Below are 16,993 nucleotides of genomic sequence, written 5' to 3'. Positions count from 1 at the left end.
CTCGAGGTCGATTACCCCGAACGTGTCGTTGGCGTCGAGGAGGCAGTCACTCACCTCCTGTCCGTCGAGATCCGACGAGCACAGCCACTGGAACACGGGCACGTAGAGCCGCGTCCCTTCGGGCACGGAGCAGCGACGTACGAAGTGGCCGTCGAGATCCGGCGCCGTCTCCAGGAACCATGTCTTGCCGTGTTGCCCGAGGCTACAGTCGACGTCTCCCACGTCGAGCGCTGGATGGGAGTCCTCGACGACCGGGATTGCGGCGTCGAAGACAAAGAACTTCTTCGCCCACTTCGCGAGATCATCGTGCCCCCGGTCGTTCGGCGGCAAGATTGCGGCCGAGGTCATCGTCGCGACGACAAGCGAGAAAGCGGCGACGGCGACCAACGTCCTGAGCCGTTTCATTCGTGTCCCTCCTTCGTCAGGTAAGCCGATGATGACAGCGCTCCGGCCGTTGTCAACAGAGCAGATCTGGACGGGGCCAGGTCTTGCAATCACGCACGGGTGATGGTGGAATGCAGGACCTGACCCTGAACTCCCGATCCAGGGTCTGGCCACTGCGAAGGCTGCTGCCGCGGGACTGGGTCAGATCTCGCGATCACGCACCTGATGTTGGAATACACCTCGTCACCCTTCGAGGGAAGGGCGGGGTCGCGGCGAATTTCGGTGTCAGAACGCGCCGAATCGTTGCCACCCCCACCGAGGAGTACGAATGTTTGCAGGCAAACGCCAGACGAGGCTTCGGAAGGGCGAGGCGGGGTTCACACTCTTCGAACTCCTGATTGTGCTCGTGATCATCGGCATCATGCTCACCGTCGCCGTCCCCTCCTACGTTGGTTTCAGGAAGCGTGCACAGAGCGCCACGGCAAAGGCGAACGTTCGCATGGCGAGACCGGCCGTACACGCGTACTACGTCGACAACAGGACGTATGTGGGGATGACGAACGCGATCCTCAGATCGACCTACAACAGGGCCATCCCGACCACGGTGACGCTTTCCTCGCTCACGGCGACGAGTTACAGACTCAGCCAGGTCAACGGCCCCTGCACCGCGAGCGTTACCGGCCCCTCCGGAGCGATCACCGTCACCGGATCAGGCTGCTCCTAGGTTAGGTCTCGCAATCATGCACGGGTGATGGGCAACGCAAGACCTGGCCCTGAACTGCAGTAGCATCTGCGTCGTGGCCGTCACGATCGCCGCCGAGAGCCCCCTGCAGGACGATGTCCGAAGCCTGATCGCGGAGCTCAACGCCTTCCTGCTCTCGATCACGCCGCCCGAGTTCTGCTCGCACATGACGGTCGAGCAGATGGCCGGGTCCGACACGACCGTGCTCGTCGGGCGCGACGAGGGCCGCGCGGTTGCATGCGGGGCGCTTCGCCGTGACGCCCGGGGCGTCGGCGAAGTGAAGCGGATGTACACGGTTCCCTCGTCCCAGGGGCAGGGAATCGGAGGACGGATCCTCGCCGAGATCGAAGCTCTCGCGCGCGAGGAGGGATTCGTGCGGCTCGTCCTCGAGACGGGTCACGCGCACGAGCCCGCGTGGCACGTCTACGAACGCGCCGGTTTCACCCGCTGCGGGCCGGTGCTCGACTACCCGGATACCGGCTACTCCGTGTTCTACGAAAAGCTGCTGTAGGCGACGGGCAGACGGATCGCCCCTACCATTCGCGCCGTGCGCCGACGATGATCGTTCCGGCGCGGCAGCCTTCCCACGCCAGGCCGAGCGCGGCGTGCCGGAATCTGTCGCTCGTCCGGTCAGTCGCGGTCATTCAGGAGGCGCGCCGGGTCGAACACGTCGAGAAACGGCGCCTCGTCTCCCGCCACAGCCCTAGCGACGAGCTCACCGCACGCGAACCCGAGAACGTTGCCGTGACCGGAGTACCCGCCGGCGACCCAGACATTCTCGAGGCCGGGGGCTCGACCGACGATCGGGAGGAAGTCCATCACCATCCCGAAGATGCCCGCCCACGCGTAGTCGACCCGTAGCTCCCGGCCGACCAGGCTGTCGACGAAAGAGCGGAGTGCGTGCTGGACGTTGTCGGTCAGTCGCTCGTCAGCGGTGAACTCCGAGTCCAGGGAGACGTCCCGGAAGCCGCCCGCAACGATCCTTCCGGCCTCATCCTGGTGCCAGTAGTCGTAGCCGTGACGCCCGTAGTGCGGCACCTCGAAGTAGCGCTCCGGGATTGGCTCCGTCGCGATCACCTGGCCACGCGTCGGGATGACAAGCCCTTCGATCGGGCCGAGGAGTCCGCTCGGATAGCCGTCAACGCAGACGACGACTGTGGCATCGCCGAGCTCGTCGAGTGACCCAATGCGCGTATGCTCACGGATCTCGACGCCTGCGTCGGCAGCGAGTCCGGCGAGTCGACGAACCCAGCGCGCCGGCTGAAGCGCGCCGTCCGGCACGTGGCGCAACGCCGCCGCGAATCGACCCGGATCGTGGAGCTCGGAACCTTCGAGCCACTCCGCCCTGAACCCAGCGCCCACGAGCGCCTCGTACTCGACGCGCAGCTCGTCCCGCTCCTCTTCGTCGACGGCGATCCGGAGCGAGCCGACGCGCCGAAAGGCGTCGCCGGCGAGACTTTCGATCGTGTCGATCGCCCGCTCTGTCCATGCCATCAACTCGCTCGCAGTGCCCTCGCCTACGGACTCAGCGGTGACGTCGAAGGCTGCGGGCATGCCACGGAGGGCGAAACCGCCGTTACGCCCGCTCGCACCACCCGCGACCTCGCGCCCGTCGACGAGTCGCACTCCCTTACCCATCTGCGCGAGCCGGAGCGCTGCTGCGCAGCCGGTGACACCGGCGCCGACGACGACCACGTCGGGGTTGTCGACGGTCACGGAGCGAAACGGCTGTGTTTGCTCGCTGAGCCAGTACGACGTTGTCATTTCGAGATCCTACGGTGTCTAACCGTCTCGGTTGACCGCCGCCCGACGGTACGTGACGACCGAGAGTCCGCGACGATGAATATCGCCGTCCGCCAAGAGATCGCTCCTTTGCCGAGAATCGAGCACGCGCGGGGTCGAGCGCCGCTCGCGCCGCGACTCATGCGCTTGGCCGAATCGAGGAACCGACCGCGGACTCGTGTGACGCTCGGTTGCGGTGGGAAGCCTCGCTGCTCCGCTCAAGAGCCCGCGTCTCGTCCCAGGCGGTCAGCGCGAGCAGGCCAAGAGCACCGTAGCCGAGCACGTCCACGGGCGTGTCGTTGACGATCAGTGAGACGCCGAGACCAGCGAGCATCGCCACGACCACGGGGCTCCGTCGTCCTCTCCAGCCGAGCCAGCCGAGCCCTGCGAGAGCCAGGAGGCACAGGAGCACCGTGTGCCACGCCGACGTGGCACCTGCCCACGAGATCCGGAGACGCCGGTCGAGGTCGTCGAACAGCGATCCGGGGCCACCGCCGACAGCATTGGTGACATGGCTCGAGCCGCCGAGAAGCGCATCGAGCCCCACGAGCGCGAGTCCGAAGACGACGATGCCGAGAACTCCGAGGACGACACGGGCGGCCGTGAGGCGCGCCCGGGTCGTTCCTGCCAGAAGCACGGCGAGAGCAGTCGCTGTGACGAGCACCCCTCCTCCGTCCGCTCCGGCCCGGCTCCACCCCACCGTGACGAGGAGCAGAAGGCCGATCGCCACCGCTCCCACGACGCCCACAAGCGTCGCGGCGGCGAGTGATGGTGCGAGAAGCAGCGTCCCAACCTGGTTCGTCATACCGAAGAAGCGCCCGCCACCGTCCGGATGTGGGCCGATCGCGGCGAGCGCGTTGATCTCGGGCCAGACGGCCAGGGTCAGGAGGAACAGGGAGAGAAAGGCGACGACGGCGGGAACGAGCGCCCCAGCTCGAAGCCCGAGAAGGAACGCGACAGTCCCCGTTGAGAGGCCGAGTGCTACGACGACGGTCGTCGGGTCGTCGACCCCGACAGCCCGCAGGAGCAGTGCGGTGGCGAACGCAGCCGGAGCGACGAGCACCGCTGCGCGCCCGGCGACGGCTGAGCCGTGGAGGATCCCGAGCGCCGCGAGCACGACGATCCAGGCGACGAGAACGATGGTGGCTCCCTTGCGCGCATCGTGAGCGCGCGTGAGGTCGATGTCGAGCCGCGCTAACGTGGCGGCCGCCTGCGGCTCGACCCGGGCCTGGATCCTCGGCGCCGCGCCCGCTGCGATTGCAGCAGCTGTCGGCGCGATATCGGCGAGCGAAACGAGGCCGTCGATGCGCGTCGAACCGGAGGTCAGGAGGCCGTTGTAGGCCGGGCCAACGATCGCGACCGGGTATCGAACAACGTTTTGGCTCGACCCCGGCGGCGGTAGCGCCACGTAGATCGTTGTCTCCGCGGGCGCTGTCGCGAGCTCCAGGCTCGGCTTCCTGTCGAGGTCGACGAGCGACGATACGACGCGGCCGCTGACGAGCGATGCGAGCGCTCGTTCGCGCGAAACCGTCGATCCCGCGCCGGGAACGAGGAGTCCCACAGCGCCTCGATCGGCGTATACGCGCGGATCGAACCGTGGGACGACGATGACCGCCACCGATCCGCTCGGCGCGGCCGAAGCGGATGGCGCGAACGCGGCCGCGACCCCGATGCATGCGCCTAGCGCGCCGAGGGCGACTGCCCACCGTCGGAAGGAAGGTGTTCGGGAGCCACGAGGAGCCACTTGCACGCGCGGATCGTAGTTGTTGGCAGAGCCGACGACCGCACCGGAGGCCCGCGCGGCGTCACCGCGTCATGCTCGCCCGGTACACGCCGTCCCCCTCGCTGACCCGGCCCACGAGCTCGAGCTCGATCAGCGCTGCCGCGACCTCACCGGGAGCAACGGCGAGGGTGCGAGCGAGCTCATCAATGCTCGCCGGCTGCTCCGAGACCTTCGCGAGCACCGTCCCCACGAGTCCCTCGAGGGCCGCCACAGGCTCGCCGATGAGCTCAATCCCGTACGCCTCGAGCACGTCCGCAGCTGCGGTCACCGGCGTCGCCCCGAGCCGCAGGAGCGCATTCGAGCCAGCGGAGACCGCCGAGGTGATCTCCCCCGGGACGACCATCACCTCGCGCCCGTCCTCGAGCGCAAAGTCCGCGGTGATCAGGGCGCCGGAGCGCTCCCGCGCCTCGACCACAACGGTCGCGGCGCAGAGGCCGGCGATGATTCGATTCCGAGCCGGAAAGCGCCACGGTGCGGGCTCGACCCCCGCCTCGTACTCGGAGACGATCAGGCCGTCCTCGACGATGCGCCCGGCGAGGTCACGGTGCGCTGCGGGGTAGTCGCGGTCGATCCCGCATCCGAGAACGGCAATCGTGATGCCACCGACGTCGAGCGCTCCACGGTGCGCCTCTGCGTCGATTCCGCGGGCCATCCCGCTGACGACGACGAGCCCGGCTCCCGCCAGCTCGCGTCCGAGCGTTCTCGCGACCGACCGACCGTACGAGGAGCATGCTCGCGCACCGACGATGGCAACCGAGCGTCGTGCGAGTAACTCCGGGTCTGCGTCACCGCGAACCCAGAGCGCCAGAGGAGGATCCGGGATCGCTCGGAGGAGCGGAGGATAGGGCGTGACTCCTCGACGAAGGCGGCGAACGTTCATGCCGACGGCACCCCGACCGGCGATCGATACGAGAGCGCCTCGGCGAGGTGCTCCGGCAGCACCGACTCCGCACCAGCGAGCGCGGCAATCGTGCGAGCAACGCGGGCGACGCGTGCTCGTCCGCGGCCAGACAGCGGTACGTGCTCGACGGCGCGATCGAGCAGCGCGGACGCTGCCTCCGTCCTGCGGAGGACATCGCCGTCCCGCAGCCGTGCCCTCCCGGCGATAACGCGCGCCCTGACCGCCGCCGACGGCTCGGCCGGCGGCGCTGCGAGCTCCTCCGCGCGTGGTCTCGGCATCGCGACGACGAGGTCGAACCGGTCGAGAAGCGCTCTCGACACCTTCTCGCGATACGCGGAGATACGTTGAGGGCTGCACCCGCAGTCCGCCGTAGGATCGCCGCGCCCACCGCACGGGCAAAGGTTCATCGTCGCGACGAGGCGGAACCGGGCCGGAAAGAGTGCGTGGCCTCCGACGCGCGCCACCGAGACGACGCCGTCCTCGAGCGGCTGCCTGAGCGACTCGAGTACGGGGCGCGGGAACTCGGGAAGCTCGTCGAGCAGGAGAACTCCGCGGTGCGCGAGGCTCGCCTCGCCGGGGCGTGGGACGGCCCCTCCCCCAACGATCGCGGCGGCCGACGCTCCGTGGTGCGGCGCCCGAAACGGTGGCATCAGCATGATCGGGCGGCCTGCGGGCAACGTGCCGGCGACGGAGTGGATGCGAGTCACCTCGAGCGCCTCGTCGCGCGTCAGCGGCGGCAGGATGCCCGGGAGGCGTCGGCCCAACATCGTCTTGCCCGTCCCAGGAGGCCCTGCGAGGAGGACGTTGTGCTCGCCCGCAGCGGCGAGCTCGAGCGCACGGCGGCCTCGCTCCTGCCCTCGCACCTCCGCGAGATCCGGCACGAACGGCTCCTCGAGGTCGTCACTCCCGGGCGGAGACGCGAACCGGATGTCCTCCTCGCCACGAAGGTAGGCGACAGCCTCGGCGAGGTGATGCACCGGCACGACGTCGATGCCGGCGAGGGCCGCCTCGGGCGCCGACTCGGCGGCGCAGATCAGAAGTTTCATGCCTGCTCGCCGGACTCCCTCCGCGACGGCGATCGTGCCCGCCACCGGTCGCACACGACCGTCGAGCGAGAGCTCTCCGAAACTCGCGTGCTCGAGCAGGCGATGGGCCGGAAGCTGGTGCGAACCAGCGAGGACGGCGAGGGCGATGGGCAGGTCGAAGCCTGAGCCCTCCTTGCGCAGCGCGGCAGGAGCCAGGTTGACGGTGATCCGGTTTCGCGCTGGCCAGGGAAGCATCGCGTTGACGATCCCGCTCTGCACCCGGTGCTTCGCCTCCTGGCACGCGCGATCGGCGAGACCGACGATCGAGAACCCCGGCAGGTCGGCCGAGACGAGATGCGCCTCGACATCGACGCGCCGCGGCTCTAGCCCGACGACGGTGGAGGTGATGGCGCGGGAGACCACGCCTCCGACAGTACGGATGAAGGCGTGCCGTGTCAGTGCACGAACTGCACCGAAACCGGGTCTAGCTCTCCCCGGTCAGCGGGCGACGGCGACGAGAATCGACTCGTAGTACTCGCCGGAGCGACGACCGGTACGCCGGTTGACGTGGCGCTCGTGCCGGTCGACGATCTTCAGGCCTGCGCGCTCGAGAATCTCCGGGTAAAGGTCGCGCCGGTCGTTGACGACGATGCAGATCCGGCCGCCGAACACGAGCGAGGAGCGCGCGTTCTCGAGGACACCGGAGACACCCTCCACGTACTCCTCGATCGCCGCCCGTCCCGTCCCGCGCGCGGGTCGTCCGAGCTCGAGATCGTGGCGCTGGTCGATGCCCAAGAGCTCGTACGCGTAGCGATGCTGCTCGTGGTAGTCGATCAGCCCCGGGTACGGCGGAGACGTGATGACGCCGTCGTACGGCCCCTCCAGGGCGATCACACGGGCGTCGCCATGGAGCATTCGGGCGACGAATCCCGGGGCGCGTGCCGCGGCGAACATCTCGATGCGATCAAGGGTGTCGAGGGTGTAGCGCAACAGGAAGCGTCGCGCCGCGTCGACCGGGCGGCACTCGCGTCGGTGCTTGAAGCACCAGTATGGTTCGAGCTGCGGCTCGCGCGGGAACTCCAGGTCGAAATGAGCGGTGCGGCGCGCGGATCGGGCAGAGCGGGCCAGAACGACGCGAAGAACATCCGCCGACCCGACCTGATCGATGAGCCCGCGGAAGTGGAGAAGCTCCTCGGCAGCGGTCGGGGCGTACCAGCTGCGTAGATACGCCGTGGCCGCGCGCGGGTAGCGACCTCGGGGCCGGAACGATTCGACCTCTCCGTGCGCCCAGAGCAGATCGTGACGAACAGCAGCGAGGTTGTAGGGACGCGTCTTCACGCGGGCGAGGAGCGCGTTGAACCCGGCAATGTCCACACCCGTGGCGTCATATCCCGACTCGAGCGACTGAACGAGTGTCGTGCCCGATCCCGCGAACGGGTCCAACACGCGCCCTCCCACGGGAACGTGCCGTTCGAGCAGCGTCTCGACGAGCTGGGGAATGAATTTCCCGAGGTACGGATGCAGGCGGTGAACGTGCTTCGTCCGCTCTCGTTCCGGGAGCGAAGCTTCTGACCACGACAGCTCGAGATCGTGCGCCTGGTAGAGCGCTTCCTGGGTCGCAGCCACGATTCTCGGTTCGCCACGCCGCCTTCGACTCCTCGCTCAGTCCTCCGACAGCGAGCTCGCGACCCGGGTCAGCCTTCCCTCGTCGACGGCTACGACGTCGAATCCGATCCGGATATCGCCTGCCTGCGGGTTCCGCGAGAGCCAGATCCGCGCGGCGCGGCGCACTCGACGCCGCTTCTCGGCGTCGACCGCACCGATCGCCCCACCAAAGCCGGGCGCTCGTCGCTCCTTGACCTCGACGAACGTCAGCTCCCGTCCTCGCCGGACGATGAGATCGATCTCGTTCCGGCCCGCGCGCACGTTCGTGCCGAGGATGCGATAGCCGCGGAGCCTGTAGTGCCAGAGCGCGCGCCGCTCGCCGGCGTTCACGCTGCCGGTTCGAGTCCTTCCGCCGCGTAACACTTCGCTGCGTACGAGAGGCGATGCTGCTCGCAGGGTCCGTGCTCGCGGACGGCGGCCGAATGAAATGGCGTGATGTAGCCGACGTGTCGCGAGAACCCGTACCGCGGATGCAGCGCGTCGAGCCGGCGCATGATGCGGTCCCGGGTCACTTTCGCGACGATCGATGCTGCTGCGATGGCGGCGCTCCGGGTGTCGCCGTCGACTACCGCGCTGTGTGGCGGCGCCAGCGGCCCGAGCCGGAAACCGTCCACGAGAGAGACCTCAGCGCGGGGCGCGAGATCCGTGAGGACATCCCGGAGACCGCTCAGATTCGAACGATGAAGACCGTTCCGGTCGATGTCGCAGGCTGGGATGACCCGCACCGACACGTGAGCGGCGGCCTGAAGCACAGCGCGAAGGAGCGTCTCACGGATCTCGGGGTCGACCTGCTTGGAATCGTTGAGCAGCGCGAGCGGACGGGTACGATGTCCGTGCAGCGACGCGTAGTCGAACAGCACCCCCGCGACGACGAGGGGGCCTGCGAGCGAGCCCCTCCCGGCCTCATCTGCGCCCGCAACGAAGCGGACCCCCAGCCGACGGTCGTAGCGAAGGAGCCTCTGTCCGCTCGAAGATGCCATCCGTGTCGAGGATATCGCGCGAGGCGGAACGCGTTCGTACCGCGCATGCGTCGCCTCTGTGCCGACGCGGGACTCAAAACGAAAGGACGCAGCCCGCGTTCGGGCGGGCAAGCACGACCTCCCAGCCCGCGTTCTTCAGGGTCGCGCGAAACCAGTCACAGCGCCCGTCGTTCCGCTTCGCGGCGCAGATGAAGACCGTTGCCTCCTTCTCGATGAACCAGGGCGCCGGGTTGTCGGTGCACTTCGTCCAATCGCGGTCGTACTCGGTCGAGAGAGACTCCTCCACAGCCGTCCTCGCGCCCGCTTCGCGCGCCGATTCGGAGCCGCAGCCCGCGAGGACCGCGGCAGAGACGAGAACGACGAGGAGACCCGAGAAACGCACGTCCGCCACGCTACCGGGCGGGAGCGACTCCTACGACTGGCGAAGCTCGCGGATGCGTGCCTTCTTGCCGACACGGCCGCGGATGTAGTACAGCTTCGCGCGATTGACGTCGCCGATCATTGCGACCTCGAGCTTCTCGATCTTCGGCGAGTGGAGCGGGAACGTGCGCTCGACACCGACTCCGAACGACTGCTTGCGGACGGTGAACGTCTCGCGTGCGCCCGAGCCCTGCCGCTTGATGACGACACCCTCGAACACCTGGATACGCTGACGCGTGCCCTCGATCACCTTGAAGTGAACGCGGACAGTGTCACCGGCCTTGAAGACCGGGACATCGCGCAACTGCGCCTGCTCGATGCTCTGGATGATTGTGCTCATGGGAAGGATCGGCCGTCGGCCGGGTGCGGAGTGTAGCGGAGCGGGGAAGGTCGCGGTTGAAGAGCGTATCGCAACCTCCCCCGCTCATCCCCTCTGCAGGCTTCGCCTGATCCTGAAGGGCCCGCCCGTGGCCCATGCGGGTGGCGTTCCTCAGAGGGGCGAGACATCCTCGTCACCCGAAGATGCCTCCTGCTCAACTCCTCCTTCAGCTCAACCCCTACTTCAGGATCGCGCGAAGCGCGCAATGAGGGTCAGGCGGGGAGGGTCTCGGTAGGCTCTCACACCGCGACCCTCCCCGCCAGGACCGCGCGAAGCGCACAACAGAAGACATCTACTTCAGGATCGCAAGCGAAGCGCGCAAAAAAACAATGCACTGAGGCTTTCGGCGATATGCTCTTCCATCGCCGAAAGCCTCAGTGCAACGAGATCCTCTTGGGTGGCCAGTAGGTGGCGAAGACCTTGCCGATCAGGTTCGCGCGCGGCACTGTCCCCCAGAGGCGCGAGTCACACGACTGTGATCGGTTGTCGCCCATCATGAAGTAGTTCGCCGGCTTGACCTTCATCGGGCCAAACGAGCCCACCGCGCCACGTCGCGCCTTCTCGATGTACGGCTCCTTCAGCGGCTTGCCGTTGATGTAGACATAGCCGTCTCCCTGGCGGAGTTTTACCTCCACCGTGTCTCCTGGAAGTCCGATCAGCCGCTTCACGAACGTGCCTCCCGCGCCGCACTTGAGACGGGCTGCGGGCGGCGTCTCGAAGACGATGATCTCACCTCGCCGCGGGTCGCGGATCTTGTAGAGGAACCGATTTGCGAGGACGCGATCGGAGAGGTCGACGGGGCCGACGGACTTCGTCTCGCAGCCGACCGCGGGCTGCGAGCAGTGCAGCGTCGGCTCCATCGACGACGAGGGAATCCGATAGGGATTGACGACGTAGGCCTTCACGAGCAGCACGATTGCTATGGCACCAACGATCGTGACGACCCAGTCGATCGTGATCCGTAGCGGGTCCGGCAGTCCGCGCGTGAGCCGGTCGACGGGGTTTCGCGAGTGACGCTCCGGGCGCGAAGCGGGCGGCGGAACGCTCCCCGGTGGGGCGGCACCAGACGGCCGCTCAGGAGCCGCGGAACGCGCGTCCTCGGGGATCGTCCAACCGTACCCACCAACGGGATCTCCCTCCGCTGGCCGTGTCGGCGGCGGAGTGCCGCCGAGCGTAGGACCTGCGACCAGTAGCGGCTCGGCGGCAGGTTCGGTCCGCGCCAGAGGAGCCGTGAATGGATCTCCGTAAACGGCATCGTCTATCGGAGCAGATGCCGGTTGCTCTGACCAGGATCCGGGAACCGAGGACCCAGGAGCCGCCGAATCAGGAACCGCCGAATCAGGAACCGCCGAATCAGGAACCGCCGAATCAGGAACCGCCGCCGGGAGCTGCGCCAGGGGATCCGGCGCGTCCGCGTTCGGATTGTCGGGAGGGTCATCCACGCCACTCATGCGGGACTTCGCAATCTGCTCTGCTCGCTCCGCCAACTGTCGATGTTCGCGTGGTTGCCGGAAAGGAGAACCTCGGGAACCTCCCAGCCGTTGAACTCGGAAGGGCGGGTGTAGTGCGGGTACTCGATTCCGCCGTCGAGCGCCGCGCTGAAGCTCTCGTTCTCACCGGAGCCATCTGCCAGCGCGCCCGGCAGCCTCCGTGCGATGGCGTCGACGAGCACCATGGCCGGCAGCTCGCCTCCCGAGAGGACGTAGGGCCCAATCGAGATCGAGTCGGTGCAGAGGTGTTCGACTATCCGTGCGTCGAAGCCCTCGAACCGGGAGGAGAGAACGGCGATATCCGGCTCGAGTGAAAGCTCCTCGACGAGCGCCTGGTCGAGCTGGCGACCCTGCGGTGTGAGCGCGATGACGCGCGCGGGGCGCGTGTCCCCGTAGATTGCATCGAGAGCAGCCGAGACGACGTCGACGCGCAAGACCATTCCGGCGCCGCCTCCATAGGGCGAGTCGTCGACCTGCCCCGCGCGCAACGGTGTCGTGTCGCGGTAGTTGAAGAGCCGCAGTTCGAGTTCGGTCCCGAGTACGGTCGCAACGGGCTTCTGCTCGGTCAACCAGCCGAAGGCATGTGGAACCTGGGTGAGGACATCAAGACGCACCGACGCAGGGTATCGGTCAGACGATGAAGCCAGGGTTGAGAAGAACGACGCCACCGGCCGGGTCGATCGCCGAGATCGCGTCCTCGATCATCGGCACCAGGGTGCCGTCGTCGAGCTCGAGATTGTCGTTTGCGGGGCCGGGCAGAAGATCTTTCACGATTCCACATTGCCTCCCGCCCACCTCCTCGACCCGGAGGCCGATGATCTCGAACGCGTAGAACTCACCTTCCGGGAGGGGCGGCAACGCGCCTCGCAAGACGGTCAACGTCGTCCCACGCTCGACAGCCCGATCGAGGCGGATCGCGTGCCGCCCGCGCCCGACACGCCGGGACACGACGATCTTTGCGGACACACCGTCCACGTGAAGCTCGGCGCCAACGGCAAACCGGCACGGGTCGTCGCTTCCCTGTTCGACCACGAACGCGCCGTCCAGCCCGTGTGGCCGACCGACTCGCCCGACCGGCACGTGCATCCCGTCGGCGCTCAGTCGGCTATCTCGAGGACGATTCGACGGTCGTCCCGTGCGCCGCTTGCCCGCACGATCGTCCGCAGGGCGCGAGCTATGCGTCCCTGTCGACCGATCACCTTCCCGACGTCGTCGGGCGCGACGTGAAGGCGCAGGACGAGGACGTCGTCGCGCTCGACCGACTCCACAATGACGGCAGCCGGGTCGTCGACGAGGTGACGCGCAATCCAGGCAAGAAGTTCGGCCACGGAGCTAGACACCCGCGACATGCATCAGGCGTCGGAGGCGCCGATACCGGCGACCTTGATCAGCTTCGCGACGGGATCGCTCGGCTGAGCACCCTTGGCGAGCCACTCCTTGACCTTGGTCTCGTCGAGCTCGACCGTGGACGGATTCGTCTGCGGGTTGTAGCGACCGATGATCTCGATAAAACGACCGTCACGCGGCGAGCGCGAGTCGGCCACAACGACACGGTAGATCGGGTTCTTCTTCGACCCGATACGTGCCAACCTCATCCGAACAGCCATCTGTCTCCTTGGGGTCAGGTCTTGCATTCCAGCAGGCGCCAGACCATACAACTCGACCGATTGGGTCGGAGTGCAAGACCTGACCCCTGGATTGTGCCGATCATCGGCGCGGCTTGCCGCCGGTCAGCTCGGGGGGCAGCCCTGGCATCTTGCCCTTCCCCATCTGTTTCATCATCTTCTGCATTTGTTTGCGGGCGGTGAGGAGCTTGTTCACGTCGTCGATCGTCGTTCCACTACCGGCTGCAATCCTCCGCCGCCTGGGGCCGTTGATGATCAGGGGCGAGCGCCTCTCGTGGGGTGTCATCGAGAGAACGATCGCCTCCACCCGTGCCATCTGTGCCTCGTCGATGTCGACGCCGTCGAGTTGCTGTCCGATGCCGGGGAGCAACTTGAGAATCCCCTTGACAGGGCCTATCTTGCGCAGCATCCGGTAGCTCGCAAGGAAGTCGTCGAACGTGAACTCGCCCGCACGCATCCGGCGCTCCATCTCCGCCTGATCGTCGTCGGCGACCGCCGCCTCGGCCTTTTCGATCAGCGTGAGGACGTCGCCCATGCCAAGGATTCGCGACGCCATACGATCGGGATGGAAAACCTCGAGCTGGTCGAGCTTCTCGCCGACGGAAGCGAACTTGATCGGCTTGCCGGTGATCGCCTTGACGGAGAGCGCGGCACCACCCCGCGCGTCACCGTCGAGCTTCGTCAGGACGACGCCGTCGAAGGCCACGCGCTCCTGGAATGCCTCGGCGACGTTCACCGCCTCCTGCCCCGTCATCGCATCGAGCACGAGCAGGATGTTGAGCGGCTTGACGGCATCACGGACACGCGCGAGTTCGTCCATCAGGGCGTCGTCGACGTTCAGCCGCCCGGCAGTGTCGACGATCACGACGTCGAGCCCGTCTGCTTTCGCGCGCTCGAGACCCTCGGCCGCCGCCCGCACCGGGTCTTCCGTGTCGGTGCGATAGACGGGGATCGAGATCTGCTTCCCGAGCTGCTCGAGCTGGTCGATCGCAGCGGGCCGCTGGAGGTCGGCGGCAACGAGGCCCGGCAGCTTGCCCTGGCGCCGCAGGTGTAGTGCAAGTTTCGCCGACGTCGTCGTCTTTCCGGAACCCTGCAGCCCTGTCATGAGGATGACGGTGGGCGGGCGTCCGAATGCGAGGTGCGAGTCGGCCGAGCCCATCAGCTCCGCGAGCCGGTCGTGAACGAGCTTGACGACCTGCTGTCCTGCGTTGAGGCCCTTGAGGATGTCGTCGCCGAGCGCGTCGGCCTTCACGCCGGCAACGAAATCCTTCACGACCCGGAAGTTGACATCCGCCTCGAGTAGCGCAAGCCGAATCTCGCGCATTGCCCTGTCGACGGCAGCCTCTTCGAGCCGCGTGGCGCGGCCGAGGTCACGGAGGGTTGCCTGGAGCCGGTCGGAGAGGGCGTCGAACACGGCCGTGAAGTGTACGGGCGCCTACGGGTTGCGGCTCGTTACGCCGCGCCTCGGGGGCTAGGACGCGAGCGCGGAACTGGCGATTCTCGCAGGCAGCGACGTAGCGCCGATGCGTTCGATCATGTCCACGTCGCACGCGTACAGGTTGTGCAACGGCTCGATGCGATACGAGAGGGGATCCCTGACATGCTGGGCCGCGAGCGCACCTTTCAGCCGACCCTCGACAAAGCTCTCAGCGGCCTGGGGCGTCTGCCAGATCTCGACGACGTTGACGGCACCGGCCGCCTCTGATGCGGCGTGAAGGATCATCCCCGCGGGCGGATTCGCATCGAGCCCGAGAGAGGCCATCATATCGTCGTACTTCCCGAGACTCAGCTCGGGAACTCGCATGAACAACGCCACAGCCATATGTGACACCTCTCCTTGGTCGCACCCTGGAAGACCTCCGCCAACGATACGCCATACACGCGATCTTGTGAAGGCCTTCGGGTGCACAGGTGTGAGCACGCCACGTCCGGATCGATCGACTATCCAGACACGAGGGCGCGGGCGAACTCACGAGGATCGAACGGGCGAAGGTCGTCGAGGCCCTCCCCTACGCCGACCAGCTTGACCGGCAGACCCAGCTCGTATGCGATCGCGACAGCGACACCACCCTTCGCCGAGCCGTCGAGCTTGGTCAGGGCGACCCCCGTGACCCCCGCGACGTCGCCGAACAGGCGGGCCTGCTGCAGGCCATTCTGGCCCGTCGTCGCGTCGACGACGAGCAACGTCTCGTGTGGCGCCCCTTCGATCCTGCCCTCGATGACGCGACGCACCTTCGCGAGCTCCTCCATCAGATTCGTCTGGGTGTGCAGGCGTCCTGCGGTGTCGACGATGACGACGTCGCGACCGCGTGCGCGTCCTGCCTCGACTGCATCGAATGCGACCGCCGCCGGATCGCCACCCGCCGGGGCACCGACGAAGTCTGCGCCGGCACGCTCGGCCCAGATCTCGAGCTGCTCTTCCGCTGCGGCCCGAAACGTGTCCCCCGCTCCGACGAGCACGCTGCGGCCGTGCTCACGGAGCTTCTGAGCGAGCTTGCCGACGGTCGTCGTCTTGCCGGTGCCGTTGACGCCGACCACGAGGATCACGGTTGGCTTCGCCGTCAGGTCGAACGTCGGGGCGGGGCCGAAGAGCACTTCGATCTCCTCTGCGAGCGCCTCCCCGAGGTCGGTGAGCTCTCCGCGCGCCTCGAGACGGCGCACGATCTCGGCGGTCGCCCGGACGCCGACGTCCCCGTAGATCAGCGCCTCTTCGAGCCGTTCCCAGGCCTCGTCGTCGCCCGTGTCGAACGCGCCGGCCGCGATCTCCGCAGTCAGCGCCCGGCGGCTCTTCGCGAGAGAATCGCGAAGGCGTCCGAAGAAACCGGCCTTCTCCTGCTCGTCCGCGGCGATCGGCTCGTCGCCAAACAGCTCTGCCCAGGTTCTCGACATGGGCGCAACGCTACCGGGCCGCTCGCCCGAGGGCACGCACCCGAGCTGGGGCTCAGCCGGCCTCCGCCACGATCTTGGCGACGTAGGAGCTCACGGTCTTCGACGCCGCCCAGCCGAGAGCGTTCGACTTCGTGACGTCGAGCTTTGCCGTCATCCGGTTGCCCTTCGCCTCTGGCTGCATGACGACAGGCGCGCCGAACATCTCGGCGATCTGGAGGATCGAGTGCGAGTCGGAAGCGCCGAGTCCGAACTCGTCGCCAAAACCCTTCTCGCCGATCAGAAGCAGGCCGTCGACGATGTCGTCCACATGTGTGAAGATGCGGTGCTGCGTGCCGGGAGAGGTGACGGGGAGCGGCTCGCCTGCGAGCAGTTTCTGCCGGAAGATCTCGATCAGGGTTCCGTACGTGCCGGCCCGTTCGCCCGGCCCGAAGACGTTGTAGAAGTACGTGATCGCGAACGGGAGCCCGTACCACTCGCCGTAGTTCCGGACGAGCTCGGAGTTCGTCGCCTTGGTGAAGGCGTACGGGCTCTGATCGCGCCCGAGACCGCCGTCGGCGAACTTCGTCGACGAGCCCGCATAGACGAGCTTCGGTCGCTTGCTGCGCCAGTACTCGAGGACGTGGAAGGTTCCATGAACGTTCAGGTCCCAGACGACGTCTGGTTCGACGAGGCTCGACTCGACTCGCGAGTACTCGCCGAGGTGGTAGACGAGATCCGGCGTCTCGGGGACGTTCGTGGCAATGTCGCACGTGTGCGCCTCGCGGTAGTCGACGCCCGGAACCTCGTTCCCGCGCGTGCCGGCGAAGTAGTTGTCGAGGGAGATGACCGTGTCGCCGAGCGCCGCGAGACGCGCGCACAGTCGAGAGCCGATGAACCCGGCTCCGCCGGTGACGAGAACGGTTCTTGCTCCGGATCCCATCGTTCGCCG

Annotated in this window: 20 protein-coding genes and 1 pseudogene; 2 read left to right on the top strand and 19 right to left on the bottom strand. The window is 67.3% G+C overall.

All coding sequences use genetic code 11. The features are described from left to right. Positions 1 to 405, bottom strand: a pseudogene (locus ABIR74_RS04040) (hypothetical protein); the annotation flags it as partial. 307 nt (positions 406 to 712) lie between these two features. On the opposite strand from ABIR74_RS04040, the gene ABIR74_RS04035 reads away from it, so the two are divergent. Together ABIR74_RS04035 and ABIR74_RS04030 are read left to right on the top strand one after the other, a co-directional pair. Continuing rightward, complete coding sequence (locus ABIR74_RS04035) at positions 713 to 1,108, top strand: prepilin-type N-terminal cleavage/methylation domain-containing protein (protein ID WP_348175333.1); 396 nt, start codon at positions 713 to 715, stop codon at positions 1,106 to 1,108. Positions 1,109 to 1,181: 73 nt separating this feature from the next. Further along, positions 1,182 to 1,637 (top strand): GNAT family N-acetyltransferase, encoded by a 456-nt coding sequence (locus tag ABIR74_RS04030; RefSeq protein ID WP_348175332.1) that lies wholly within the window; start codon positions 1,182 to 1,184, stop codon positions 1,635 to 1,637. A 119-nt stretch (positions 1,638 to 1,756) separates the two neighbouring features. Here the strand turns inward: ABIR74_RS04030 and ABIR74_RS04025 are convergent, their stop codons facing one another. From ABIR74_RS04025 to ABIR74_RS03940, 18 genes are all read right to left on the bottom strand, one after another. Then, positions 1,757 to 2,890 (bottom strand): FAD-dependent oxidoreductase, encoded by a 1,134-nt coding sequence (locus ABIR74_RS04025; RefSeq protein ID WP_348175331.1) that lies wholly within the window; start codon positions 2,888 to 2,890, stop codon positions 1,757 to 1,759. 157 nt (positions 2,891 to 3,047) lie between these two features. Further along, entirely contained in the window at positions 3,048 to 4,526 is a 1,479-nt protein-coding gene (locus ABIR74_RS04020) for a hypothetical protein (protein WP_348175330.1), read from the bottom strand. Positions 4,527 to 4,713: 187 nt separating this feature from the next. Continuing rightward, positions 4,714 to 5,571: a DNA-processing protein DprA gene (dprA, locus tag ABIR74_RS04015; protein ID WP_348175329.1), complete on the bottom strand. Its 858-nt coding sequence runs from the start codon at positions 5,569 to 5,571 to the stop codon at positions 4,714 to 4,716. Continuing rightward, positions 5,568 to 7,040, bottom strand: a complete 1,473-nt coding sequence (locus ABIR74_RS04010; protein ID WP_348175328.1) for a YifB family Mg chelatase-like AAA ATPase — start codon at positions 7,038 to 7,040, stop codon at positions 5,568 to 5,570. Before ABIR74_RS04010 ends, dprA begins: the two co-directional genes overlap by 4 nt. A 75-nt stretch (positions 7,041 to 7,115) precedes the next feature. After that, a complete protein-coding gene (locus ABIR74_RS04005; RefSeq protein WP_348175327.1) occupies positions 7,116 to 8,243 on the bottom strand; it encodes a DNA methyltransferase in 1,128 nt (375 codons plus the stop codon). Between the two features lie 36 nt (positions 8,244 to 8,279). Then, positions 8,280 to 8,612, bottom strand: coding sequence for a YraN family protein (locus ABIR74_RS04000; RefSeq protein WP_348175326.1), 333 nt, complete (start codon positions 8,610 to 8,612; stop codon positions 8,280 to 8,282). Continuing rightward, complete coding sequence (locus ABIR74_RS03995; protein ID WP_348175325.1) at positions 8,609 to 9,262, bottom strand: ribonuclease HII; 654 nt, start codon at positions 9,260 to 9,262, stop codon at positions 8,609 to 8,611. The genes ABIR74_RS04000 and ABIR74_RS03995 overlap by 4 nt, the downstream gene beginning before the upstream one ends. A 73-nt stretch (positions 9,263 to 9,335) precedes the next feature. After that, positions 9,336 to 9,644, bottom strand: a complete 309-nt coding sequence (locus ABIR74_RS03990) for a hypothetical protein (RefSeq protein ID WP_348175324.1) — start codon at positions 9,642 to 9,644, stop codon at positions 9,336 to 9,338. A 30-nt stretch (positions 9,645 to 9,674) separates the two neighbouring features. Next, complete coding sequence (gene rplS, locus ABIR74_RS03985; RefSeq protein WP_348175323.1) at positions 9,675 to 10,022, bottom strand: 50S ribosomal protein L19; 348 nt, start codon at positions 10,020 to 10,022, stop codon at positions 9,675 to 9,677. Between the two features lie 413 nt (positions 10,023 to 10,435). After that, the gene (lepB, locus tag ABIR74_RS03980; RefSeq protein WP_348175335.1) at positions 10,436 to 11,014 is read right to left on the bottom strand and encodes a signal peptidase I; all 579 of its coding nucleotides are present in this window, start codon (positions 11,012 to 11,014) and stop codon (positions 10,436 to 10,438) included. Positions 11,015 to 11,508: 494 nt separating this feature from the next. Then, complete coding sequence (gene trmD / locus ABIR74_RS03975) at positions 11,509 to 12,165, bottom strand: tRNA (guanosine(37)-N1)-methyltransferase TrmD (protein WP_348175322.1); 657 nt, start codon at positions 12,163 to 12,165, stop codon at positions 11,509 to 11,511. Positions 12,166 to 12,181: 16 nt separating this feature from the next. Beyond that, a complete protein-coding gene (locus tag ABIR74_RS03970) occupies positions 12,182 to 12,631 on the bottom strand; it encodes a hypothetical protein (protein WP_348175321.1) in 450 nt (149 codons plus the stop codon). Between the two features lie 17 nt (positions 12,632 to 12,648). Then, the gene (locus ABIR74_RS03965) at positions 12,649 to 12,879 is read right to left on the bottom strand and encodes a KH domain-containing protein (RefSeq protein WP_348175320.1); all 231 of its coding nucleotides are present in this window, start codon (positions 12,877 to 12,879) and stop codon (positions 12,649 to 12,651) included. 24 nt (positions 12,880 to 12,903) lie between these two features. Beyond that, the gene (gene rpsP, locus ABIR74_RS03960; RefSeq protein WP_348175319.1) at positions 12,904 to 13,158 is read right to left on the bottom strand and encodes a 30S ribosomal protein S16; all 255 of its coding nucleotides are present in this window, start codon (positions 13,156 to 13,158) and stop codon (positions 12,904 to 12,906) included. A gap of 100 nt (positions 13,159 to 13,258) precedes the next feature. Then, positions 13,259 to 14,590 carry a signal recognition particle protein gene (gene ffh, locus ABIR74_RS03955; RefSeq protein WP_348175318.1) on the bottom strand — a complete coding sequence of 444 codons (1,332 nt, stop codon included), beginning with the start codon at positions 14,588 to 14,590 and terminating at the stop codon, positions 13,259 to 13,261. A gap of 57 nt (positions 14,591 to 14,647) precedes the next feature. After that, positions 14,648 to 14,998 (bottom strand): hypothetical protein, encoded by a 351-nt coding sequence (locus ABIR74_RS03950; protein ID WP_348175317.1) that lies wholly within the window; start codon positions 14,996 to 14,998, stop codon positions 14,648 to 14,650. A 119-nt stretch (positions 14,999 to 15,117) separates the two neighbouring features. Further along, a complete protein-coding gene (ftsY, locus tag ABIR74_RS03945) occupies positions 15,118 to 16,065 on the bottom strand; it encodes a signal recognition particle-docking protein FtsY (protein WP_348175316.1) in 948 nt (315 codons plus the stop codon). Positions 16,066 to 16,117: 52 nt separating this feature from the next. Further along, the gene (locus ABIR74_RS03940) at positions 16,118 to 16,984 is read right to left on the bottom strand and encodes an NAD-dependent epimerase/dehydratase family protein (RefSeq protein ID WP_348175315.1); all 867 of its coding nucleotides are present in this window, start codon (positions 16,982 to 16,984) and stop codon (positions 16,118 to 16,120) included. Between the last annotated feature and the right edge of the window lie 9 nt (positions 16,985 to 16,993).

The sequence above is a fragment of the Gaiella sp. genome (assembly GCF_039915195.1).
Taxonomy (GTDB): Bacteria; Actinomycetota; Thermoleophilia; order Gaiellales; family Gaiellaceae; genus Gaiella.
This window is presented reverse-complemented; position numbering and strand designations above follow the sequence as displayed.